We start from the raw sequence: 23,405 nt of genomic DNA on the forward strand, positions 1-23,405 counted from the left end.
AAAAAAAACAACAAAAAAAAGGCAATTATTACTTCCATTAAAGCAATTAAAATGGCGCCATTTAATTTGGTTGTTTGGAGAAACCTTATGATTATTTGTTTAAAGATATGAAGATTTCATTTGTACTACCAGCTTTGAATCTGACTGGCGGAGTGCGTGTCGTTGGGATTTACTCTAAATTATTATCTGAACGGGGACATAATGTAACTATTTTATATCCAAAACCTCTTAAATTAACGATTAAGAAAAAAATAAAAAAGTTGATTAATTTATTTCTTTGGAAAAGTGAAATTAATAAGCCACGTTGCCCTTATTTCGATCATGGTTTGGCTAAGGTGAAGAGTCTGTCTTTTCACTCTGGTGTGATAGCTGAGGAAATTCCAGATGCCGATATTGTTATTGCTACCTTTTGGAATACCGCTGAATGGGTCGCAAAAATGCCCGATTCAAAAGGGATTAAATATTATTTTATTCAACATTACGAGCTTCATCCCTGGCTACCAGTAGATAGAGTGAAAGCAACATTTCAATTACCTTTTAAGCGAATAGTAGTCTCACCTTGGATTGCAGACTGCCTCCGAGACTATGAAGGTTGCGAAATTGATGCGTTGGTATTGAATGGTGTTGATACTAACCAATTCTTTTCTGTAGCTCGGATGAAGCAAACTCAGATGACCGTCGGTTTTATGTATTCTCCCAGACGATATAAAGGCTGCCAAATTGCTATCGAGGCAATCATAGCTGTTAAGCAAAAGTGTCCGGATTTGAGAGTGTTGGTTTTTGGTTCGCAATTAGCTAGTGAGGAAATACCTCTTCCAGAATTTGTGGAATTTCATTTGAATCCTGAACAATCAAAAATAAAAGATATTTATTCCCAATGTGATGCTTGGCTTTTTTCGAGTATTAAAGAGGGATTTGGCCTTCCAATTCTTGAAGCAATGGCTTGTGGAACTCCAGTAATTGGTACTCCTGCAGGTGCAGCCACTTCAATCATAAATTCTGAAAATGGTGTTTTATTGGATGATTATTCTGCTTCAAAAACAGCTGATGCAATACTGTCGATTAGTAATTTAACTGAGCATGAATGGTTAAATATGTCCATTCGAGCGATTGAAACAGCTAAACTTTATTCTTGGGAAAATGCTGTCATTGAGTTTGAAAATGCTATTAATCTATGAGGACATGAATGAAGAGTTTATTAATAAGGGCTAATGCAAACGTGTTTTATGGTTTTATTGGCTATCAAAATCTCGGTGATGAAGCTATTTGGGCAGCAGCTCAACGTTTATTTGTAGACATTGACTTGATAGCTTATAAAAAATATAGGTTTAAAGCTTTAAACAATTTTATTAAAAATAAAAATAAAAAAAGCGTGATTCTCGGTGGCGGAACCTTAATAGGTGCAAATAAAGTTGATGGCTCAAACGGTTTCCGCAATGATTTTATGCGTTTAAGTGAGTCAACGAAGCACCAGTTTGTATTTGGTACGGGGGTTGGAGCAATAGACCAAAGTAATATTCCTGACTGGTTATTCTCTTGGCAAGCTTTGCTTACAAATTGTAGTTATATTGGGGTAAGGGGTGCGCGTTCGAAAAAATCATTATCACTTATCAATATTGACTCTGAAATTGTGGGCGACACCGCGTGCCAGTGGGCGACGAAAATAACTAACAAGCCAAATTTGAAAAAAACAATAGGAATCAATGTTGGTGCAACTAAAGGTTTGATCCCAGAGAGCGGATTGGAGGTGCTTGGAGAGTTCATAAGAACTAAATCGGTAGAAGGATGGCAAATAACATTTTTTGTTATTAACCCTGATGATTCGCAAATCACAGAACAATTAAAAAATATGACGAATCTGGAAACGGTCAACACCATACATGTCTACGATGATACTCAATCTTATTTATCAGCATTGGATGGTATTAGTTATTTTATTGGTACTCGATTACATGCTGTAATATTGGCAATGGCTAACGCAATTCCGTCTATCATGTTAGGTTATGCCGACAAAGCAGCAGATTTTATGGAATCCATAGAAATGGGTTTGTTCAATCAAGATATTAACATTGTAGATATTTCAAGTTTAATGGAAACGTTTGAGAAATTGACCGAAGATAAGTCTATTTCAACTAATATTAACGAGGCTATGCTCACCTTTAAGTTCTTGCAAGAAAATAGAGCTAAGAACATAGCCAAGATGTTGAAATAAATGAAATCACTTAGACTCTTCCCTTCAGTTGGTTATTGGCAAATTCAAGATAAGATTTTCTTTGACAGAAAGTTTTATGATGGACTGGTTATTTATAAAGACCTTTGGGGCGGGCCATTTAGTGTTTGTCTTCGTAAAAGCAAAGCACCCATTCCGAAATTTGGCCTGATTGAATTTGTCGAAAACTCCACTCTTATAAGTTTTATTTTTCTAGCTAACGAACAAAAGTTAAATGTAAAGCATTTACTTGAAGCGGATGTGATTCTTGCTTCTGCTGATGAATATAGAAATTTCGTTTTATCAAATTTATGTCGTAAGCAAAACTTAACATGTATTTATTACATTGAATATATATTAGAAACTCGTTACCAAATCAATTTTTTGTCAAACAATTCATTACTGAAAAAAATTAAAACATCAATTTGGTTATTTCTAATAGAATTTCAGAGGATAGCTGCCATTACTTCTGCTAGTGGCTTGCAGGCTAATGGAATGCCAGCATTTGAGGCTTATGGGGAAAAGTACAAAGAGAAAAGTAGAGCACTTTTATATTTTGATTCCAGAAATACAGAAGATATGCTAATCCAATCTAAAGAATTGGAAAAAAGGCTAACTTATTTAACTAAGAATAAACCAATCCGTTTAGCATTTTCGGGGCGAATCTCAGCAATGAAAGGTGCTGATGATTTAATTGAGCTAGCAAGAGTTCTAGCGAACAAAAATATTGCCTTTCATTTAGATATCTTTGGTGATGGTGATTTGAATCAGTATGTGCTTGATGCTTTGAAAGACCCCCAACTTGACACCTTAGTGGAATTTCATGGGGCAGTTGACTATCAGACAGTACTGGTCCCTTTCATTCAAGAAAATGTTGACGTATTTATATGTTGTCATAAACAAAGTGATCCGTCGTGTACATACCTCGAAACTTATTCTTGTGGCGTTCCCATACTTGGGTATGACAACAAAGCACATAGCGGTATTTTAAAAATTGCTGACATTGGATGGCAAGTACCCTTAGGAAATATTGAAGCTTTAGCAAATAAATTGATTCAAATTGATTTAGACAGGAACGAGCTCAAAGAAAAATCAATCAAAGCAGTTGAATTTGCTAGATTACACACTTTTGAGAATACTTTTCGAAATCGAATTGAACAATGTCGTGAGATGGTAAGTCATCATGTTTGATTTAGCCATCATCATCATAAATTACAAAACACCAGACTTAGTGACAGCTGTATTGAAGTCACTTGAGACTGAAATCAATCCTGAAACCATGCAAGTTATAGTTGTTGATAATGATTCAGGAGATGGGTCGTTGGATATACTGAGTCATTGGGTTCAACAAAATCGAGCTGCCAATTGGGTTAGACTGATTGATGCAGGACAAAATACGGGGTTTTCTGGCGGTAATAATATAGGTATTAATTCTATAAAATCGAAGCAATATCTTTTATTGAATAGCGATACAGTTGTTCGTTCTGGCGCTATCAAGTTACTTACGGATGGTGCAAATAAAGATCCAAAAGTTGGTATGGTCAGCCCTAGATTGGAATGGGAGGATGCAACACCTCAGGAAAGTTGTTTTCGTTTTCACACCCCTATGAGTGAGCTCATTACATCGGCAAGTACCAGTGTCATAACAAAATTATTTTCGAAATATGTGGTTCCTCAACCCATTGTTGAACAACCTGATTTTTATGAATGGACAAGTTTTGCTTGTGTACTAATTAAAGCTGAGGTTCTTGAGCAGATTGGATTATTGGATGAAGAATTTTTTATGTATTTTGAAGATGTCGAGTTCAGTTATCGGGCCGTGAAGGCGGATTGGAAAATATTGAATATTCCTCATGCTCATGTTGTGCATCTTAGGGGGGGGAGTTCACCCTTAAAGTCTCAAGCAAAACTCCGTAAACGTCTCCCAAGGTATTTTTACGAGTCACGCACTCGATACTTTTATTTGCTCTATGGCTATGGTGGTTTATTCGCCGCTAATATACTTTGGTCGCTGGGCTCTGTGATCGCATTAGTGAGATCGATGTTTTCAAAACGCTATAAATCCAATATTGCTGAAAAGCAATGGCGCGATATTTGGATTAATTTTTTCACCCCTAACAAACCCTATATACATCCTGACTTTTATGCCAAAACCTGACTTTATTATTATCGGTGCTATGAAAAGTGCCACAAGTACCTTGCATGAACAATTGGCATTACAGCCAGGATTTTTTATGTCAACGCCTAAAGAACCTAACTTCTTTAGCGATGATGACATCTATAATCTGGGACTTGATTGGTATTCTGATCTTTTTTCAAAAGCTGAGATTGATGACATTTGTGGTGAGTCCAGTACACATTACACAAAACTGCCAGATTATCCACAGACGCTTGAAAGGATGCGGTCCTACTTGCCTTCATTAAAATTGATTTATGTGGTGAGGCATCCAATTGATCGCTTGATTTCCCATTACATGCATCAATGGTCACAAAATGTCATTAAAACAGATATCAATCAGGCGATTGAACAATTTGATGAGCTTATCAACTATAGTCGATATTCGATGCAAATTTCTCCTTATATTAAGCAGTATGGAGCTGAAAACATTCATATTGTTTTTTCCGAAGCCTTGCGAGTCAGGCCCCAATATGAACTTGAAAAAGTGGCTACTTTTTTGGGCTATAGCAAACCCGTCATTTGGTATGACGATCTGCCTGAACAAAATGTATCAAGCCAGCGGGTTCGTCGATTTAATGGTTATAAACTAATCGTCGATAATCCTATCCTGGCGTGGCTCCGGCGTACTTTTATTCCTCAAAGTTTTCGCGATAAAGTCAAAAATCGGCTGACATTACAAATGCGCCCCGAAATTGATGAGCACCATAAGCAAAAATTGACACAAATTTTTAACGAAGATTTGGCAGTATTAGGCAGTATGCTTAACGTAGAACTCACGTTGCAGAATTATAAAGAAAAAGCTCAAACGATCGATGTTCGATTAACTTCCGATAAATCGACGATGGGTATGCGTTCATGATTTCATCTGAAATCGCCGACTGGGAGCGGGAGCGCATAAAGACCTTTTGGTCACCTGCAAGACAATTGTTAAGGAGTATCCGTCGTTATCAGAAATATTCAGGTAAAAAAAGCTTACAAGCGAAATTGAATAAAAAGCTAGCCGTAATTTTTTACCGTTTTTGGACGGTCATTACAGGGGCGGATATTCCAATTAATGCTGCTATTGGAGGGGGACTGTCTATTCCTCATCCAAATGGGATAGTGATACATCCACAAGCAAAAATTGGAGTGAATTGCTTAATACACCAGCAAGTGACAATAGGGGTAAGCCGTAAAAGCAATAAAGCACCTACTATTGAAGGACATGTGGATATTGGCGCAGGGGCAAAAATAATTGGCGATATTACGATTGGCGAACATGCTCTCATCGGTGCTAATGCAGTCGTGGTTAAAAATGTTCCTGCTTATGCCATAGTTGCAGGGATTCCAGCCAAAATTATTGGTACCACTGCCGAGGATGTAGAAATTGTCTGAGCAAGTTTTTGATGATCATATTATCTCTCAGCTCGGCGCTGTCGTTATAGGACGCAATGAGGGAGAACGCTTGAAACAGTGTCTCACTTCTTTACGCAAAGGTATCAAACACATCGTATATGTTGATTCTGGTTCGACCGATGGCAGTGTCGAGCTGGCCTTATCATTAGATGTTGAAGTTGTTTCATTGGATTTATCTCAACCATTCACTGCAGCCAGAGCTCGTAATGCGGGTTTGACTAAGTTGGTAGCAAATTATCCTGCCCTCGATTACGTGCAGTTTGTTGATGGTGATTGTGAAGTTCAACCCGGTTGGTTAGTTAACGCAATGGATTTTTTACAAAATCATCCTGATTTTGCAGCAGTCTGTGGACGACGTCGTGAGAGATATCCTGACGCAAGCATTTATAATCTTTTGTGTGATATTGAGTGGGATACGCCTGTCGGTGAAGCAAAGGCTTGCGGTGGTGATGCATTATTCAGGTTAACAGCATTACAGGCGGTGGATGGATATCGTGAGAGTCTTATTGCTGGTGAAGAGCCCGAAATGTGTTTGCGGATGCGCCAATTGGGCTGGAAAATTATGCGTTTAAATGTTGAAATGACCCTGCACGATGCCGCAATGACGCGAATAGGGCAGTGGTGGAAACGCAATCAAAGGGCGGGACATGCTTTCGCGGAGGCTTATGCTATACATGGCCAATCTACTGAAAATTTTCGTCGATCAGAGTGCAAAAGTATTTTGTTCTGGGCACTTTTATTGCCGATGTTCTTTATAGGTCTGAGTCTCTGGCAGCCCGAGTTATCAGTCCTTTTTCTAGTGTATCCCCTGCAAATTGCCAGATTGATACTTCGATATCAGCATCGATTTCAAAGTTTAAAACAATCCATCTTATATTCTGTGTCAAATGTTTTTGGCAAATGGCCCCAATTAATGGGGATGGTGGAGTTTAAGGTAAATAGTTTACGTGGTATTCGCAGTCACTTAATTGAATATAAATAAATTAAGGATTTTATGTTAGGTTAGACAGGTAGTTTTTGTGTATAAGGATATACTCCGGTGTACATCGATATAGGTAAGATATAGTAATGTTGTGTATAGCTGGGTGGCTTTAGTGAAGAAAGAAAATCATTTAATTTGTTATAAAAATTTATTATTGAAGCGTTTCAATGATTTTTTATTCAAGTTTTCCAGTAAAAGAGAAGCGATTAAATCTAATTATTTTGATGTTTTAGATGGGTGGAGGGGTATCAGTATACTATTAGTTCTTAGTGCCCATTTACTTCCTTTAGGACCAAAGCCACTGCAATTAAACTTTACAGCCGGCGTAATGGGAATGAGTTTGTTTTTTACATTATCTGGTTTTTTAATAGCAAATTTTCTTATTCATCGGCCTAACGTGTATGATTTCATAATCAGAAGATTTTTTAGAATATTGCCACTAGCTTGGTTATATTTAGTGATTGCATTTTTGATTTTAAATATTGATTATGAACGGTTTATAAGTCATATATTGTTTGTGGCAAATTATCCGCCTATGACTCTTGTGCATGGTACTTCTCATTTTTGGAGTTTGTGTGTTGAAATTCAATTTTATGTAGGGATAGCAACGTTATTTCTTATATTTAGAACTAAAGCGCTATATATAGCGGCTTTTTTATGCTTTTTCTTCACTTGGTACAGAATCAATGATGGTGTATACGTTGCTATAAATACATACTACAGGATTGATGAAATATTAGTTGGAGTTATCATTGCTTTAGCTTATAACGACAAGCTGGGTAAAGTTTTACCTAAAATATTCCGCTCAATAAACCCTTCATACGTATTAGTATTGTTTTTAATATCATGCCATCCTGATGGCGGTCCTGTGAATTATTTTAGACCCTACCTCGCGGCTACTCTTGTTGCTTCGACTATTTATGCAAAAGAAAACGTTCTTACGGAGTTGTTGAGTCTAAAAATTCTAACTTATTTAGCAAGTATATCATTTGCATTATATGTGATTCATCCTTTGCTAGTTAATACATGGTTTGGTAGTGGTGATACTTTTGAGCGTTATGCAAAGCGGCCTATCCTGTTTGTTGTATTATTTGTGCTTGCGCACTATTCAACATTTCATTACGAAAAATATTGGATTAATTTTGCAAAAAAAGTAACCAACAAAAAACGGAAAAAAATAATATATTAACATTCTTAAATCATATACTCGGGACTATCAATGAGTTATTTATTAGTTTCTCCCTGTCGAAATGAAGCTGCCTATATGCGAATTACGCTTGACAGTGTTGTGAATCAAACGGTGCAGCCAGATTTGTGGGTAATCGTTGATGATGGATCTACTGATCAAACGCCAAATATTTTGGCTGAATATGCAGAACGCTATCCGTTTATCAAAATCATCACACGTGAAAACCGTGGACATCGTAGTGTTGGCCCTGGGGTGATCGAAGCGTTTTATCATGGCTATGATCAGGTGGATGTATCCCAGTTTGATTATGTCTGTAAATTTGATTTGGATTTGGACTTGCCACCTAAATACTTTGAAATTTTAATCGAACGTATGCAGCAAAATCCGCGAATAGGGACTTGCAGTGGTAAGGCATATTTTAGGGATAAAAAAACGGGTGAACTAATCAGTGAAAAATGTGGTGATGAAATGTCGGTAGGGATGACCAAGTTTTATCGTCGTACCTGTTTTGAAGCGATTGGTGGGTTTGTTCGCCAGGTGATGTGGGATGGAATTGATTGCCATAAATGCCGTCAGATGGGTTGGATTGCTGTGAGCTGGGATGAGCCGGATTTACGCTTTATCCATTTACGCCCCATGGGATCCAGTCAGCAGGGTATCTTTACAGGCCGTATGCGTCATGGCTTTGGGCAGTATTTTATGGGGACTGGTTTGACTTACATGACAGCATCTTCAGTGTTTCGCATGTTGCATCCCCCATATTTTCTTGGTGGTGCTGCCATGTGGTGGGGCTATGTGAAAAGCATGTTGCAACGTAAACCTCGCTTTGAAGATAAAGCGCTTGTTAAGTTTATTAATAAATATCAATGGCAATGTTTATTAAAAGGTAAAGCAAAAGCGACAGCCGAATTGAATGCACAACAGGCAAAGGTATGGGAACAACAATATGCCTGATAAGGCTGGGGCTTCAATCAAAATTGCCTACTTAGCACCTGAGATCCCGGCATTATCCGCCACCTTTGTCTATAACGAGATATTAGAGCTCGGCAAGTTGGGGGTGGAGGTTAAAGCTTTTTCAGTGCATCGGCCTGTTCATATTGCTTCTGAGTCTTCGCTGACAGAATTAAAAAAAGCGGTTTTTCATCTGTATGAAACGTCAAAGTGGCAAGTCGTCCTCGATAACTTAGCTATGCTGTTTCGTCATTCGCTGGGTTATCTAAAGGCAGCAATCAGATTAATTGGTGATATTTTTCGCCAGGGCGTAATCTCTCGCTCAGCTTTTGGCTTGGTGTATCGGTATTTTTACGCCGCTACGCTGGCCAAACAACTAAAACAAGCCAAGGTTCAGCACTTACATGTTCATTTTGCGCATATCCCAACCGATATTGCGATGTATGCAGCGCCTATGGCGGGTATTAGTTTTAGTGTACAAGCGCATGCAAACGATTTGTTTGAACGAGGCTGGTTACTAAAACAAAAGGTTTCACGTTCGGTTTTTTTTGCCACTATTTCTGAATTTAATCAGCGTTTCTTAGAGAATCTGAAGGCAGAACCCTCGAAGATCAAAATAGTCCGTTGCGGGGTTGATCAAAATTGGCAACCACCACCGAAGGCAGCTAAATCAAACTCGTTTTTTACTATCGGCACAGTTGGGCGACTGGTTGAAAAAAAAGGCATTGATACTTTACTGGAAGCCACATCGATTTTACTTAAACAGGGCCATGAGATTTCTGTAAAGATAGCTGGTAGCGGTCCATTAGAAAATGAATTAAAGCTTCAATTAGGTCATTTGGCGTTACCTGAAAATGCAGTGGAGTTTGTGGGGGCATTGCCACATGATAAAGTCGCCTCATTCATTACTGACTTGGATATATTTGTATTACCCTGTAAACAAGATAGTCACGGAGATATGGATGGTATACCGGTCGTATTAATGGAGGCTATGTTATGCGGGGTTCCAGTAATTTCAACAAAAATTTCTGGTATACCGGAACTGGTCATCAATAATACTTCAGGTTTAGTGGTAATGCCTGGCAATGCTGCTGAGTTATCAAAGGCAATCGTGCAAATTATGACTTCTCCCGCTATTCAGCAACGTCTGGTGTTGGGAGGAAAGCAGAGAGTCAATGATGAGTTTCTGTTGGATGCGAATGTATCTAAGCTGCTCAGCTTATTTGAAGAGGCTGTGAGCTAATCATCATTTAAACTATTCTGGAATAGCAATATGGATGCTGAATTTCATGCTATACGAGTGTTGATTGTAAGCGAAAATGCCACTGACCAATTTGGTGGTGAGTCTATATTGCCCCTACATTATTTTCGCTTTTTGAGACAAGAAAATATAGCCACTTGGCTAATAACGCACGAACGGGTTAAAGAACGGCTGACCGAGTTACTTGGCGATGATATTCAACATGTAATTTTTATTCCGGAAACGAAACTATTCAGTAAATTACATAATTGGGGACTTAAACTTCCACCCAGGGTCAGGGCAATTTCAACCCATTTTTTAATGCAATGTTTAACACAGTATTATCAATGGAAATTAGCCAAAAAAGCCGTTAAAGCTCATCACATTAATATTGTGCATGAACCCGCCCCCGTCTCACCCAAAAGACCTTCAGCATTGTTTGGTTTGGGGTGCCCGGTAATTATCGGGCCGATGAACGGCGGGATGGATTTTCCTCAAGGTTTTAGCCATATGAAAACCTTGAGCGAAAAAATATTTTATTTTCCACTGCGAATGGTCTCTCACATTGTAAATATAGTTATACCTGGCAAATTATTTGCAAATTTACTATTGGTGGCCAATCACCGTACAAAAAAAGCTTTACCATTCTTCAAATTTGGTCGAATCGAAGCACTAGTCGAAAATGGTGTTGATCTTTCCTTATGGACAGCCCCTGATGAGGCTGAGAGGCATACCCAACATAAGATTCATTTTGTCTATGTGGGACGCTTGGTAGATTGGAAGTGTGTAGATATTCTAATCGAGGCACTTATACACTTGAGAAAAGAAATCAATTGTAAATTGTTTATCGTGGGGGGCGGTGATGAAAAAGAAAAGCTTATAAAAGCTGCAGATCATCTGGTTAAACAGCAAGTAATCAAGTTTCTTGGTTGGCTAACCCATGAAGAAATACGAAAATTGCTTGCAGAAACTGACGTGCTGGTTTTGCCAAGTGTAAGAGAATGTGGCGGAGCCGTAATACTTGAAGCCATGGCAATGAAAAAGCCGGTAATCGCAGTGAATTGGGGCGGTCCAGCAGATTATATTACCCCTGCAACCGGCATATTACTCAATCCTGCAAATAGGCAACAACTTTTATCGGAATTAATAACTGCAATGGAAAAAATGGCCCAGGACAACACTTTCAGAAAACAATGCGGTGACGCTGGATACCAGCGCGCAGTAGAAATATTTAGTTGGCAAGCCAAAATAAAACAGGTTATTGATATCTATCAACAGGTGATATTGGATAAACATGCTAAATGAAAATAAACCAAAGCAATATGCACTAATGGGCTTACCTTTTCATTCCGTGTCGCTTGAGCAAGCAGCAATAGTCATTTCCGATGCGATCCATAATCAACATAAATGTTTTCTCTCTACCCCTAATTTGAATTTTACTGTCATGTCTCAGGATGATCCGGAGTTTTATGACTCAGTGATCTATAGTGATTTGGTTGTGGCTGATGGAATGCCATTGATATGGGTTGCAAAGCTACTTGGTTTACCAATACACGAACGTGTTGCGGGTTCGGATTTGTTCGCCTTTCTATCGAAACAATCCCGGGAAAGAAAAATTCGAGTATTTTTTTTCGGTGGTGAGGCGGGGGTCGCAGAGAAGGCACATCATGAGTTGAATCTAACCAGCCCGGGTATGGAAAGCTGTGGGTATTATGATCCGGGATTTGTATCAATCGACGAGATGAGCAGCGATCGAATTATTGAACGTATTAATGCCTGTGAACCGGACTTTATCCTGGTGGCCTTGGGAGCAAAAAAAGGTCAGCGCTGGATTATGCATAACCGCGAAAAGCTAAATGCACCAGTTATAAGTCATTTAGGCGCAGTGATTAATTTTGTGGCTGGGAGTGTCCATCGTGCTCCAGAAAAATGGCAAAATTACGGGCTTGAATGGTTATGGCGAGTTAAACAGGAACCTAAGCTCTATAAGCGTTATTTAGGAGATGGGCTGCACTTTCTGAAGATGCTGGCCACCCAAACTTTACCCCTCTGCGTTTATTCAAAAAGATTGATGAGCAAATTAGATACTAGTAATGGTGAGGTTTTAGCTGATACATTACCGGCGCAGGAGAAATTCATAGTTTCACTTAAAGGCGTTATATCAACCGAACAGGTGCATGATTTTGAAAATGCACTTGAACAGGCATTATCAAGTAATAAAGATGTCGTTATTGATGGGACAAAATTAGATTATTTAGCCATGGATATAATTGCCCGACTTTTGACTTTCCAGGGACAACTGCATTTAAAGCAGAATGTAATGTTATTAAAAGATTTTCCTGCCAAAATTATAACTTTGCTACGGATGAGTAGCGTTTTAAATAGATTCAAGTTAATCTGACTTGAATGAGTGTTTGCAGGGTATTTAATGGGGGTCGAGGTTGTTAAATATTAAGATGACAGGGATGTTTATCCTGACGCTCGCAATTGCCATTTTTGCGTATTGGGCGGGTTTGGCAGAAGCTGTTTCCCGTTGGAGTAACCAGGAAGAATATAGCCATGGCTTCCTTATTCCTTTGGTGACAATATTTATTCTCTGGGAAAAACGCAATCTGATAAACGCGACTAAAGGTCCACCATTATGGACCGGTGTCTTCATAAGCTTTATTGCCGTTGTTATCTTCATCGTCGGCGAGATTAGTGCACTTTATTTGCTTATTCAGTATTCGTTTGTATTGATGCTGCTTGGTTTGTCGATGATTTACGTGGGCCGAGCAACTAAGTATACGTTAGCTCCAATTCTTCTATTATTATTTGCGATACCATTGCCCTATGTCGTTGAGGTCGTCCTGACCGCCAAACTCCAGCTGTTTTCTTCTTGGTTGGGGGTTCAAGTTATTCGTTTGTTCCAGATACCCGTTTTCCTTGAAGGAAACATCATTGATCTGGGTGTGTATCAGCTTCAGGTTGTAGAAGCCTGTAGTGGTTTACGTTACCTGTTTCCCTTAATGAGTCTAGGGTTTATCGCGGCGTATTTTTATCAAGCGGCATTCTGGAAACGTGCAATTGTCTTTTTGATGACTATCCCAATCACTATCTTTATGAATAGTTTCCGTATCGGCGCAATCGGTGTGATGGTGGACAATTGGGGTATCTCAATGGCAGAAGGCTTTCTGCATGATTTCGAGGGGTGGATCATCTTCATGGCGTGTGCCGCTATGCTGTTCTTATTAGTAGTTTTGCTTGAAAAAATTGCCCCAAGTCAGAAATCATTATCACAGCTATTTGGCGTTGTGGAACATACCCCAGCTAACAACATGTTCAGTCCATCTGCTAAGTCCAGCTCGTATGCTCCCTATTTTGTTTTCATTATCATCCTTCTAATTGCACTGTTTTCGACTAAATTTGTAGATAATCGAGTTGAAACGGTACCAGAACATGAAGATCTTATTAGTTTCCCCATGCAATTCCCGGATTGGATTGGTCAGCATGATAAGCTCGATGACAGGGTCGTAGATAAGTTAGGAATGACAGACTATTTATTTGCAAACTTTACAGGTATAGACCGTAATATTGTGAATATATATGTTGCGTATTATGAGTCTCAACGTAAGGGGGTATCTCCTCATTCCCCTCGGGTATGTATTCCTGGCGGTGGTTGGGAAATTGCTGAGTTCAATCGTACCGAGGTAAATGGTAAACCGATTAATCGCGTCATTATTAAAAATGGTGATCAAGAGCAGTTGGTGTATTACTGGTTCCAGGGACGTGACCGACAGATAGCAAATGAATATCTGAATAAGTGGTACTTATTCAAAGATGCTTTGTTAGAAAATAGAACAGATGGTGCTCTGGTTCGTTATGTGACGCCAATACTTCCTGGTGAAACCCATCAAAATGCTGATGAAAGGATCCAGTCACTGATGCAACATACGTCGCCAGCATTAAATCGTTATATAGCAGATTGAGTTAGGAATATGGATATGAAAAATTTTAAACGTACAGTCTTAGCTGCCTTATTAACTGGGATGATTTCAGGATGTGGTTCAGCTGAAGATTCGTCACAAAGGTTTATTGAAAGTGGCAAAGAATTGATGGAGCAGGGAGAGTTTGACAAAGCTCGACTGGAATTCAGAAATGCTCTGCAAATCAATCCGCTGGAGGCGGAGGGTTATTATCAATTAGCGTTAATCGATGAAAAAAACCAGAAGTGGAAAGGTATGTATTCCAATCTGGTGACGGTCGAGTCTCTCGATCCCAATCATGTTCCTGCTATCGTTAAACTTGGTCAGTTGCATGTTGTATCCGGCCAGCTTGATGAGGCGATGAAAAAGGCCGAAAAAGCATTGTCGCTTGAGCCAGACAATACAGAAGCTATCTTGCTTAAAGCAACAACCCTTATCAAGCAAGAAAACTTTGGCATGGCAGAGGTCGAAATTAATCGCGTGTTAGCGGTTGATTCTAAGAATATGGAAGCTTTAACTGCACGAGTCATGTTGTTTAAAAACAGTGGTCAAACTAACAAAGCTCTGACAGCTGCAGATGAAGCTTTAGCGATTTATCCCGATGCCATGCCATTGAAAATGATTAAGCTAAGCATTTTTCAAGAGATGGATGATTATGCGGCAATGGAAAAGTTATATCGCGAATTATTACCCGAATATCCAAACGAAAGTTGGGTAGCCGTTTCTTTAGCCAAGTTATTAAACGATACTTTAAATCGTCCTGAAGAATCCCAAAAGGTACTCGAGGATTACGTAGCACAAAATCCGGAAGATGCCGAAACCATCATGTTATTAGTTTCATTGATAAATAGTCGCAATCCAGATTTGGCCATGGCTAAACTGGATGAGTTTATTGAGGCGAAACCCGATAACCAGGAATTACGATTTGCCAAAATTGAGATGCTGAGCATTCAAGGCAAGCAGGATTTGATGGTCTCTGAGTTAGAATCCATTATTGCTGCTGAACCTGACAGTGAAATTGGTTTACGCGCCAGAGCGACCATTGCCGGTATAAAAGCTCAGGAAGGTAAATTTGAAGAAGCTGAAAACATGGTCAATGAGGTATTGGCAATCTCATCTGAACATGAACAAGCCTTGTTGTTAAAAGCGAAGTTACAGTTAAAAAATGAACAGCTTGATCCGGCTATAAGTAATTTACGGGTATTAATCCGTAATAATGCTGAGCTGGATGAGGCAATGGTTCTGCTAGCGCAAGCTTATGCATTAACCGGTTCATCCGAGTTAGCAGAAAACAGCTTTCGTCAGGCGTTATCGGTGAATCCAGCCAATCCACAAGCAGCGTTGTCTGTTGCCAGTGTATTAATGCGGGGTAATGATTTAGACCGCACAGAGCAAGTGTTAGTCAGAGCGTTAGAAGGAAATGCCAACAATGAAAATCTGTTACAGGCATTGGCACAGGTACGTATTTTAAAGCGTGACTGGGCGGGAACCCAACAAGCTATTGACGGCCTGACAGATACATCTGCATTAACACATTTGTTGACAGCTCAGATGTATCAGGGCTTGAATGATAATACGCTGGCTATTGCTGAATATGAAGCGGCTTTGAAGCTGGAACCGAGTTTAACCCGAGCGTTACAACAAATAATGGCTATTCGGTATCAGCAAGAGCAAAAAGAAGAGATCGTCGCTTTTCTCAATAAACATATTGCTGAGCACCCTGAATTAACCAATGGCTACATTGTTCTGGCAGATTACTACCGCATGGATGGCAATCTACCGGATGCGATTGCCACCATTGACAGTGCATTGGCTAAAAATGAAGATTGGACTGAGGGATATAGTCTGAAAGCCAATCTGCATTACCTGAATAAAGAACCTGATGCGGCGATTGCAGCGTTTGAAAAAGGGCTGTCAAAAGCACCCGAAAATAATCAGTTAGCGATGCAATTAGCGTCGACGCATGAGTCTAAAAAAGAGTTTGAAAAAGCACGTCAACTATATGAAGAAGTTATCGCCCGCGATCCTTCAATCGATGTGGCTGCGAATAACTTATCCAGTTTGCTTTCTGAGCAATTTGAGTCACCGGAGAATTTGCAGCGCGCCCTTGTGTTATCAAGCCGGTTCCGGGATTCGGACCAACCTTACTTTGCTGATACCTTTGGCTGGGTAAATTACAAGTTGGGCAATTACGAAGAAGCTCGACCAGCATTAGAAAGAGCAGCTTCAAGTGGTGAGTCCATAGCACTATTTCATTATCATTTAGGTCGCCTATATCTTGCTTTGGAAATGCCTGAGGAAGCACGCCGTTCACTAGAACGGGCACAACAGATGGCAACCGAGGACAATGATGAAGCGTTGATCGGAAAAATTGGTGAACAATTAAGTAATTTGTAATGATCATGAAACTTTATGAATTTTAATAATCCATTGAACAGTGGAATTTAATGGCGAGTTTCATTATTCATAAGTTTGCTCCTTTAACTTTTTAGCTAATAGATTGTTTAGTTTCGTTGCTTAACGATTTAATTTCTATTGACTATAAGTTAAAGGAGTATGAATAAATGGGCGATAGGCCTATTTAGAGTATTAGCAAAGCCTGAAGTGTAGGAACACATTGTCGTTTCCACATTGCTCTCAGCAAAATCTTACAAAAGCTAACTTGAGGAGTGACACCTGTGGAAAGGGAGAATATCGTTTGGCATTTACATAAAGTCAGCAAAACGGATCGCAGCCTGCAGAAAAAACAGCGTTCTGCCATTTTATGGTTTACCGGCTTAAGTGCTTCAGGAAAATCTACGATTGCCGGTGCAGTTGAACAAGCGTTATTTGAATTGGGACATCATACCTATCTATTGGATGGCGATAATGTCCGGCATGGTTTGAACAAAGATCTGGGATTTTCTGATGAAGATAGGGTAGAAAATATCCGTCGTATCGGGGAAATGGCTAAATTATTTGCTGATGCCGGGTTAATTGTACTGACTGCATTTATCTCTCCATTTCGCTCAGATCGCCGTTTAGTCAGGGACTTGGTAGAAGCCGATGAATTTGTAGAAGTGTTTATGGATACGCCGCTCAGTGTCTGTGAACAGCGAGACCCCAAAGGCTTGTATCAAAAAGCCCGTCGTGGGGAAATAAAGAATTTTACTGGTATTGATTCTGAGTACGAAGCGCCAGAGGCTGCTGAAGTGACTTTGAATACCGCCGAATGTGATATTTCTGAGTGTGTTGCACAGGTCATCGAGTATTTACGTATCCATAACATTATTCACACTTAGGCGGAACATGCGGTTTATTGACATATTTAATGGTGATGCTGATGGCATTTGTGCTTTGGTTCAACTGCGTTTGGCTGAGCCGAGGGCGTCAGAGTTAGTCACCGGTATTAAGCGAGAAATTAATTTATTAAAAAATGTACAGGCTACAGCGGGCGACAAGCTGACAGTGCTGGACATCTCAATGGAGAAAAATACCAAAGATTTACTGCGACTGCTGGATTCCGGGGCTGAAGTTTTCTATGCCGATCACCATCAACCAGGTGAAATACCCCAGCATAAAGCTTTGTCAGCACATATCGATATGGCTGCTACCACCTGCACCTCTCTCATTATTGATAAGTATCTGAAAGGGCAATTTCATCATTGGGCTATTACCGCCGCATATGGCGATAATTTAACGACTGTCGCTGATGGGCTGGCTGATAAAGCGGGTTTAAGTGCTTTGCAACGAGAAGAATTGAGTTCATTAGGTATTTATCTCAATTACAATGGTTATGGTGCAAATACCGAAGATTTGTTGTTTCATCCCGCCGAGTTATTCAAGCAATGTGTGGCTTATTCATCTCCCTTTGATTTTATTCACGAAAACCGGGCGGCTTACGAAAAACTCTCTACCGGTTACAATGAAGATATGCGTGCAGGGTTAACCATCGAGCCAAAATATCAAACTCAAAAGTTAGCTGTTATCTGTTTACCGGATGAAAAATGGGCGCGGCGGGTCAGCGGTGTTTTAGGAAATGAGTTAGCCAATCAATTTCCTGATCGTGCGCATGCAATTGTTACCGTAAAAGATGCCGAGCATTATCTGGTGAGTCTGCGAGCGCCCAATTCAAATCGAAGTGGTGCTGATAAGGTTGCTGGGCAATTTCCCACTGGTGGAGGACGCAAAGCTGCAGCAGGAATTAATTCGCTGCCTAAGTCCCAATTAGATCAATTGATCGAGGTAATGGAAAATCAATACGCTTAACAGAGTTAAATCGGACATAAAAAAGCCTTGCGACATTCAATTCGCAAGGCTTTTTTAATAGTTGGTAGTGGGTTTACCCAGCCATTCTTTTTAATACATCATCTTTTCGAATAAAGTGGTGATATAAGGCACCCGCGAGATGTGCCAAGACTAAAAAGACAAGCAAGAAGGCAAAAGGCGAGTGCCATTCACCCAATGCTAGCGCCCAGGAGACTTCACCAGCAGGTTTGCCGATCAGCTCATAACCAAATACTTTGACAGGGTAGCCTTTACCGTGAATATACAATGCGCCAAGGAAGGGCATGACGAGCATTGACAGATACATCAATCGATGGGCAATTTTGGCAAGCATTCCATCTACTCCGGGATTTACCGGGCGCTGGTCTTTTTGTTTTAAGGTCCATAATAATCTGGTCACCGCCAGGATTAAAATCAGAGCACCCATTGAAACATGCCAGGGGCCGAAGGTATCGCCTAACCAATGCTCCCCGTCGTTAATACGATCAGCAAATTTAAAAAACTGCTGTAAAACCAATACTGCGATGATCCAATGGAATAAACGCGTGATGGTGCCATAGCGTTCTCGATTGTCATGTAACATTTCACTCTCCTGTGTTTGCCATTTATTTTTTATATTGACGAGAGATTATCTCGCTTGAACAGTATAAAAATGCCAACTTTAAGTGTTTATTAAGAGAATGAAATTAACGCTGACAGTCGTTGTTATGCGTTTTTAAAATGCGCATGAATTTGTTCGAGTCGCTCATAGACATGATCAATAAAAGCCTGCGCGACACGGGAAGGGTATTTCCCCATGGGGTGCACCAGACACCAGGAACGACGAATCGGAAAGTCCTGTAATTCCAATGTTTTCAATATCCCGGTCTGAAGTTCTGCCATAACACTGAGCTTGGGCAAAATACCTACTCCGAGCCCTGCAATCACCGCATGTTTAATGCTTTCATTCGAACTCATCTCCATAATTGGCTTTAGCTGCAAGCGATGCTGCTGACAATGATGTTCTACTGCATACCGGGTACCTGAGCCATTTTCCCGGATGAGCATGGGTTCGGCAAAAAACTGTTTTGCCGAGATAACAGGCTGAGCATTCAATGGATGTTGTGCCGGCAAAACGGGAATAAGCTGGTTATCCAGAAAGGGCAGAGTAGACAGCGAGCGACCTTCAGGGACCATGGCCATAATCACCAGATCATCAATGTTTAATTTCAATCTTTCCAACGCCTGTGCCCGGTTCACCACATCAATATGCACATTCACAGCTGGAAACTCGTCCAGAAAACTACTGAGTAAATAGGGCACAACGGATTGGGCTGAACTCACCACACTGAGCTGCAGATCACCGGATAGCTCTTCTTTTAATAAGTTTAATTCGGTCTGCAATTCACTCATTTGTTCAAACATGGCTTCAATAAAGCTGGCGACACGTTCACCCGCCTGTGTGCAATAAAGTTGGCGACCGATATATTCAAATAATGGTTGTTCAAGCGCGTTTTCCAAATGACGCATTTGTGAGCTGACAGCAGGTTGTGTCAGGCCAAGATATTCCGCAGCTTTGCGGTAACCTTTATGTTGATAAACCGCCTGAAATACCTGCATCTGCCGGAATGATAAACGGGTTAGTAATTGTTGTAGGCTGAGTGCCATGATTCTGCACCTATTTAGGGTTGATAAGTTTTTACTTATCGGTGAATTATATTTTATTGATTTTTATTTATCAGTAATTTGCTCTACGCTTAGCAAACAAATTTGGCCGAGGCTGAGCTATGTTAAAAAAAATCTTGATCGCCAATCGTGGTGAAATTGCTGTTCGTATTGTCCGGGCCTGTTCAGAAATGGGCATTCGTTCAGTGGCTATTTATACTGAACCCGATCGTTATGCTTTACATGTTAAACGTGCAGATGAATCATATTCGTTAGGTGAAAGTCCTTTGGAAGGCTATCTTGATCCGGTCCGTCTGGTCAATCTGGCGGTCGAAACAGGCTGTGATGCGATTCATCCAGGTTATGGTTTTCTCTCTGAAAATGCCAGGTTCGCCCGTCTATGCGAACAAAACGGCATCATTTTTATCGGTCCCAAGGCATCGGTAATTGAAAAAATGGGTGATAAAACCGCTGCTCGCGACAGTATGCGTGAAGCCGGTGTACCGATTACTCCTGGTTCTGATGGCAACCTCGAAAATGTAGAAGAAGCCTTAGCGGTGGCCGAAGAAATTGGTTATCCGATTATGATCAAGGCCACGTCTGGTGGTGGCGGTCGAGGCATTCGCCGTTGCGATACACCTGCTGAATTGAAACAACAATTTCCCCGTGTCATTTCTGAAGCGACCAAAGCGTTTGGTTCAGCCGAAGTGTTCATGGAGAAGTGTATTGTTAACCCACGGCATATCGAAGTTCAGGTGCTGGCTGACAGTCATGGCAATGTGGTGCATTTGTATGAACGGGATTGTTCTATTCAGCGTCGTAATCAGAAGTTGATTGAAATCGCTCCCAGCCCCCAATTGACCCCTGAACAACGTAACTATATCGGTGGACTCGCCGTAAAAGCCACCGAAGCCGTAGGCTATGAAAATGCCGGCACCGTTGAGTTTCTATTAACCGGTAATCAGGTGTATTTCATGGAAATGAATACACGGATTCAGGTCGAACATACCATCACCGAACAAATTACCGGTATTGATATTGTGCGTGAACAGCTACGCATCGCAGCCGGTGAAACGCTACGTTATCGTCAGGAAGATATTCATTACCGCGGTTTTGCTTTGCAATTCCGGATTAATGCTGAAGATCCCAAGAATGATTTCCTGCCGAGCTTTGGTCGTATTACCCATTATTATGCCCCGGGCGGACCGGGTGTTCGTGTGGATACCGCCATTTATACCGGTTATGAAATTCCCCCTTATTTTGACTCAATGTGTTTAAAGCTGGTGGTCTGGGCATTGGATTGGGAGGATGCGGTAGATCGTGGCCGACGTGCATTGGATGATATGCGTTTGCATGGTATCAAAACCACGGCCAGTTATTATCAGCAGATCCTTAAACATCCTGATTTCAGAGCTGGAAAATTCGACACCAGTTTTGTCGCTGCCCATCCCGAATTATTGACCTATTCAGATAAACGTCATCCTACCGCATTGGCATTGGTGCTCGCGACCGCCATCGCCGCGCATGCAGGCTGGTAAAACAAGTTAGCCGGAGAATTGTAATGAAACAAATTCAAGTTACCGATGTGACGCTACGTGACGCACACCAATCATTAATAGCTACGCGGATGCGTACTGATGATATGTTGCCGATCTGCGAAAAACTGGACCGAGTGGGATATTGGTCATTGGAAGTATGGGGCGGGGCGACATTTGATGCCTGCGTGCGCTATCTGAAAGAAGATCCCTGGCAGCGCTTACGTTTATTAAAAGGAGTGTTACCTAATACCCGTCTGCAAATGCTGTTACGTGGTCAAAACCTGCTGGGTTACCGGCACTATGCTGATGATGTGGTGCAGGCTTTTGTCGCCAAAGCTGCCGAAAACGGCATTGATGTGTTCCGGGTATTTGATGCACTGAACGATTTGCGGAATCTGGAAACCGCATTAAAAGCGGTTAAAGATGCGGGAAAACATGCTCAGGGCACTATTGCCTACACTACCAGTCCGGTGCATACCCCTGAGTTATTTGTCCAGCAAGCCAAAACTTTGCGCGATATGGGCGCGGATTCCATCGCTATCAAAGATATGGCCGGATTGCTGGCACCTTATCCGACTTATGAATTGGTAAAAGCGATTAAATCTGCGGTCGATCTGCCATTGGTGATTCACAGTCATTCCACTTCTGGTTTGGCACCACTCTGTCAGTTAAAAGCCATTGAAGCCGGTGTTGATCGAATTGATACCGCCATTTCCTCCTTTGCTGGTGGAACCAGTCATCCTGCTACTGAAAGTCAGGTGGCCGCCTTAAAGGGCACCGAATGGGATACTGGACTGGATTTGAATTTACTGGGAGAAATTGCTGATTATTTCCGCGACGTTCGAAAAAAATATCATCAGTTTGAAAGTGAGTTCACTCGTGAAGACGTGTCGGTACAAATCAACCAGGTTCCTGGCGGTATGATGTCCAATCTGGCCAATCAGCTGAAAGAGCAAAATGCTCTAGATCGTATTCGTGAGGTGTTTGCTGAAATCCCACGGGTTCGTGAAGATTTGGGCTTTCCGCCATTGGTGACACCGACTTCACAAATTGTTGGTACTCAAGCGGTATATAACGTATTAAGCGGTGAGCGTTATAAAACAATTACCAACGAAGTGAAACGTTATTTATTGGGCGGCTATGGTCAACCACCTGCGCCAATTAATGCCGAACTGCAACGTAAGGCGATTGGCAATGAAACCGTTATGGAATCGCGTCCAGCGGATTCGATTGCACCTGAAATGGATAAACTTCGTGCCAAAGTGGGTGATTTGGCTACCTGTGAAGAAGATGTATTGACCTTTGCCATGTTCCCCGACATTGGTCGTGAATTTCTTCAACAACGTCTGGATGGCACATTGCAACCCGAGCCGTTGATTCCTGAAAGTAAAGGCAAGGCCCCAGGCACTGTTTCAACTGAGTTTAAAGTCGATGTGCATGGTGAAAGTTATGATGTAGCAATCACCGGTGTCGGTGATGTCGGTGGTGGCAAACGCAAAATGTATGTGTCTATCGATGGCATGCCGGAAGAAGTTGTCTTTGAAACAATTAGTGAATTTGTTTCAGGAGGCGCGCAGCAAGGACGTAAGAAAGCCAGCGATCCAGGTCATGTCACTACGCCATTACCGGGTAATGTGGTAGAGGTGCTGGTCAACGTCGGCGATAAAGTAAACTCCGGCCAATCGACGATGATCATTGAAGCGATGAAAATGGAATCGGAACTGCTGGCCAATATCGACGGTGAAGTCAAAGCGATCCATGTCAGTAAAGGGGATCGAGTGACTCCGGGTGAAGTATTAATTGAAATTGGTTAAACGTTAAGTCTACAAAATAAAAACCGGGACACT

At 41.0% G+C, this 23,405-nt stretch carries 20 protein-coding genes; 18 read left to right on the forward strand and 2 right to left on the reverse strand.

Annotated features, from left to right (window positions below; genetic code table 11):
• Positions 1-107 precede the first annotated feature (107 nt).
• The 16 genes from LGT40_RS06795 to LGT40_RS06870 all read left to right on the forward strand — a co-directional run bounded on the left by LGT40_RS06795 (position 108) and on the right by LGT40_RS06870 (position 18,358).
• The gene (locus LGT40_RS06795) at positions 108-1,178 is read left to right on the forward strand and encodes a glycosyltransferase family 4 protein (protein WP_226343179.1); all 1,071 of its coding nucleotides are present in this window, start codon (positions 108-110) and stop codon (positions 1,176-1,178) included.
• 8 nt (positions 1,179-1,186) lie between these two features.
• Entirely contained in the window at positions 1,187-2,212 is a 1,026-nt protein-coding gene (locus tag LGT40_RS06800; protein ID WP_226073756.1) for a polysaccharide pyruvyl transferase family protein, read from the forward strand.
• Positions 2,213-3,400, forward strand: coding sequence for a glycosyltransferase (locus LGT40_RS06805; protein WP_226073754.1), 1,188 nt, complete (start codon positions 2,213-2,215; stop codon positions 3,398-3,400). It begins immediately after the preceding gene.
• A complete protein-coding gene (locus LGT40_RS06810; RefSeq protein WP_226073752.1) occupies positions 3,393-4,367 on the forward strand; it encodes a glycosyltransferase family 2 protein in 975 nt (324 codons plus the stop codon). Before LGT40_RS06805 ends, LGT40_RS06810 begins: the two co-directional genes overlap by 8 nt.
• A 19-nt stretch (positions 4,368-4,386) precedes the next feature.
• A complete protein-coding gene (locus LGT40_RS06815; RefSeq protein ID WP_264177839.1) occupies positions 4,387-5,247 on the forward strand; it encodes a sulfotransferase domain-containing protein in 861 nt (286 codons plus the stop codon).
• A complete protein-coding gene (locus LGT40_RS06820; RefSeq protein WP_226073748.1) occupies positions 5,244-5,762 on the forward strand; it encodes a serine O-acetyltransferase in 519 nt (172 codons plus the stop codon). The genes LGT40_RS06815 and LGT40_RS06820 overlap by 4 nt, the downstream gene beginning before the upstream one ends.
• The gene (locus tag LGT40_RS06825) at positions 5,755-6,765 is read left to right on the forward strand and encodes a glycosyltransferase family 2 protein (RefSeq protein WP_226073746.1); all 1,011 of its coding nucleotides are present in this window, start codon (positions 5,755-5,757) and stop codon (positions 6,763-6,765) included. Before LGT40_RS06820 ends, LGT40_RS06825 begins: the two co-directional genes overlap by 8 nt.
• A 112-nt stretch (positions 6,766-6,877) precedes the next feature.
• Positions 6,878-7,954 carry an acyltransferase family protein gene (locus LGT40_RS06830; protein WP_226073745.1) on the forward strand — a complete coding sequence of 359 codons (1,077 nt, stop codon included), beginning with the start codon at positions 6,878-6,880 and terminating at the stop codon, positions 7,952-7,954.
• A 30-nt stretch (positions 7,955-7,984) separates the two neighbouring features.
• On the forward strand, positions 7,985-8,908 hold the full coding sequence (locus tag LGT40_RS06835; RefSeq protein WP_226073743.1) for a glycosyltransferase family 2 protein: 924 nt from the start codon (positions 7,985-7,987) through the stop codon (positions 8,906-8,908).
• The gene (locus LGT40_RS06840; protein ID WP_226073741.1) at positions 8,901-10,148 is read left to right on the forward strand and encodes a glycosyltransferase family 4 protein; all 1,248 of its coding nucleotides are present in this window, start codon (positions 8,901-8,903) and stop codon (positions 10,146-10,148) included. The genes LGT40_RS06835 and LGT40_RS06840 overlap by 8 nt, the downstream gene beginning before the upstream one ends.
• Before the next feature lie 30 nt (positions 10,149-10,178).
• Positions 10,179-11,450 (forward strand): glycosyltransferase family 4 protein, encoded by a 1,272-nt coding sequence (locus tag LGT40_RS06845; RefSeq protein ID WP_226073739.1) that lies wholly within the window; start codon positions 10,179-10,181, stop codon positions 11,448-11,450.
• Positions 11,440-12,546, forward strand: coding sequence for a WecB/TagA/CpsF family glycosyltransferase (locus tag LGT40_RS06850; protein ID WP_226073737.1), 1,107 nt, complete (start codon positions 11,440-11,442; stop codon positions 12,544-12,546). The genes LGT40_RS06845 and LGT40_RS06850 overlap by 11 nt, the downstream gene beginning before the upstream one ends.
• Before the next feature lie 40 nt (positions 12,547-12,586).
• A complete protein-coding gene (xrtD, locus tag LGT40_RS06855; protein WP_226073735.1) occupies positions 12,587-14,113 on the forward strand; it encodes a VPLPA-CTERM-specific exosortase XrtD in 1,527 nt (508 codons plus the stop codon).
• 15 nt (positions 14,114-14,128) lie between these two features.
• Entirely contained in the window at positions 14,129-16,507 is a 2,379-nt protein-coding gene (locus LGT40_RS06860) for a tetratricopeptide repeat protein (RefSeq protein ID WP_226073734.1), read from the forward strand.
• Between the two features lie 281 nt (positions 16,508-16,788).
• On the forward strand, positions 16,789-17,391 hold the full coding sequence (gene cysC, locus LGT40_RS06865; protein WP_226073732.1) for an adenylyl-sulfate kinase: 603 nt from the start codon (positions 16,789-16,791) through the stop codon (positions 17,389-17,391).
• A gap of 7 nt (positions 17,392-17,398) precedes the next feature.
• A complete protein-coding gene (locus LGT40_RS06870; protein WP_226073730.1) occupies positions 17,399-18,358 on the forward strand; it encodes a DHH family phosphoesterase in 960 nt (319 codons plus the stop codon).
• Positions 18,359-18,431: 73 nt separating this feature from the next.
• On the opposite strand, the gene LGT40_RS06875 is transcribed toward LGT40_RS06870, so the two are convergent.
• Positions 18,432-18,959 (reverse strand): cytochrome b, encoded by a 528-nt coding sequence (locus LGT40_RS06875; protein ID WP_226073728.1) that lies wholly within the window; start codon positions 18,957-18,959, stop codon positions 18,432-18,434.
• A 122-nt stretch (positions 18,960-19,081) separates the two neighbouring features.
• Positions 19,082-20,023 (reverse strand): LysR family transcriptional regulator, encoded by a 942-nt coding sequence (locus LGT40_RS06880; protein ID WP_226073726.1) that lies wholly within the window; start codon positions 20,021-20,023, stop codon positions 19,082-19,084.
• A 119-nt stretch (positions 20,024-20,142) separates the two neighbouring features.
• On the opposite strand from LGT40_RS06880, the gene LGT40_RS06885 reads away from it, so the two are divergent.
• Positions 20,143-21,558, forward strand: a complete 1,416-nt coding sequence (locus tag LGT40_RS06885) for an acetyl-CoA carboxylase biotin carboxylase subunit (RefSeq protein WP_226073724.1) — start codon at positions 20,143-20,145, stop codon at positions 21,556-21,558.
• Between the two features lie 23 nt (positions 21,559-21,581).
• Positions 21,582-23,372 (forward strand): sodium-extruding oxaloacetate decarboxylase subunit alpha, encoded by a 1,791-nt coding sequence (gene oadA / locus LGT40_RS06890; RefSeq protein ID WP_226073722.1) that lies wholly within the window; start codon positions 21,582-21,584, stop codon positions 23,370-23,372.
• The last annotated feature ends 33 nt before the right edge of the window (positions 23,373-23,405 follow it).

Source organism: Methylophaga pinxianii, assembly GCF_020447225.1.
GTDB classification, from domain to species: domain Bacteria; phylum Pseudomonadota; class Gammaproteobacteria; order Nitrosococcales; family Methylophagaceae; genus Methylophaga; species Methylophaga pinxianii.

Bases quoted from the DNA above. Each gene is read 5' to 3' on its own strand.
- LGT40_RS06795 (WP_226343179.1), top strand. From the start codon at position 108: ATGAAGATTTCATTTGTACTACCAGCTTTGAATCTGACTGGCGGAGTG.
- LGT40_RS06800 (WP_226073756.1), top strand. From the start codon at position 1,187: ATGAAGAGTTTATTAATAAGGGCTAATGCAAACGTGTTTTATGGTTTT.
- LGT40_RS06805 (WP_226073754.1), top strand. From the start codon at position 2,213: ATGAAATCACTTAGACTCTTCCCTTCAGTTGGTTATTGGCAAATTCAA.
- LGT40_RS06810 (WP_226073752.1), top strand. From the start codon at position 3,393: ATGTTTGATTTAGCCATCATCATCATAAATTACAAAACACCAGACTTA.
- LGT40_RS06815 (WP_264177839.1), top strand. From the start codon at position 4,387: ATGAAAAGTGCCACAAGTACCTTGCATGAACAATTGGCATTACAGCCA.
- LGT40_RS06820 (WP_226073748.1), top strand. From the start codon at position 5,244: ATGATTTCATCTGAAATCGCCGACTGGGAGCGGGAGCGCATAAAGACC.
- LGT40_RS06835 (WP_226073743.1), top strand. From the start codon at position 7,985: ATGAGTTATTTATTAGTTTCTCCCTGTCGAAATGAAGCTGCCTATATG.
- LGT40_RS06840 (WP_226073741.1), top strand. From the start codon at position 8,901: ATGCCTGATAAGGCTGGGGCTTCAATCAAAATTGCCTACTTAGCACCT.
- LGT40_RS06845 (WP_226073739.1), top strand. From the start codon at position 10,179: ATGGATGCTGAATTTCATGCTATACGAGTGTTGATTGTAAGCGAAAAT.
- LGT40_RS06850 (WP_226073737.1), top strand. From the start codon at position 11,440: ATGCTAAATGAAAATAAACCAAAGCAATATGCACTAATGGGCTTACCT.
- LGT40_RS06860 (WP_226073734.1), top strand. From the start codon at position 14,129: ATGAAAAATTTTAAACGTACAGTCTTAGCTGCCTTATTAACTGGGATG.
- LGT40_RS06870 (WP_226073730.1), top strand. From the start codon at position 17,399: ATGCGGTTTATTGACATATTTAATGGTGATGCTGATGGCATTTGTGCT.
- LGT40_RS06875 (WP_226073728.1), bottom strand. From the start codon at position 18,959: ATGTTACATGACAATCGAGAACGCTATGGCACCATCACGCGTTTATTC.
- LGT40_RS06880 (WP_226073726.1), bottom strand. From the start codon at position 20,023: ATGGCACTCAGCCTACAACAATTACTAACCCGTTTATCATTCCGGCAG.
- LGT40_RS06885 (WP_226073724.1), top strand. From the start codon at position 20,143: ATGTTAAAAAAAATCTTGATCGCCAATCGTGGTGAAATTGCTGTTCGT.
- oadA (WP_226073722.1), top strand. From the start codon at position 21,582: ATGAAACAAATTCAAGTTACCGATGTGACGCTACGTGACGCACACCAA.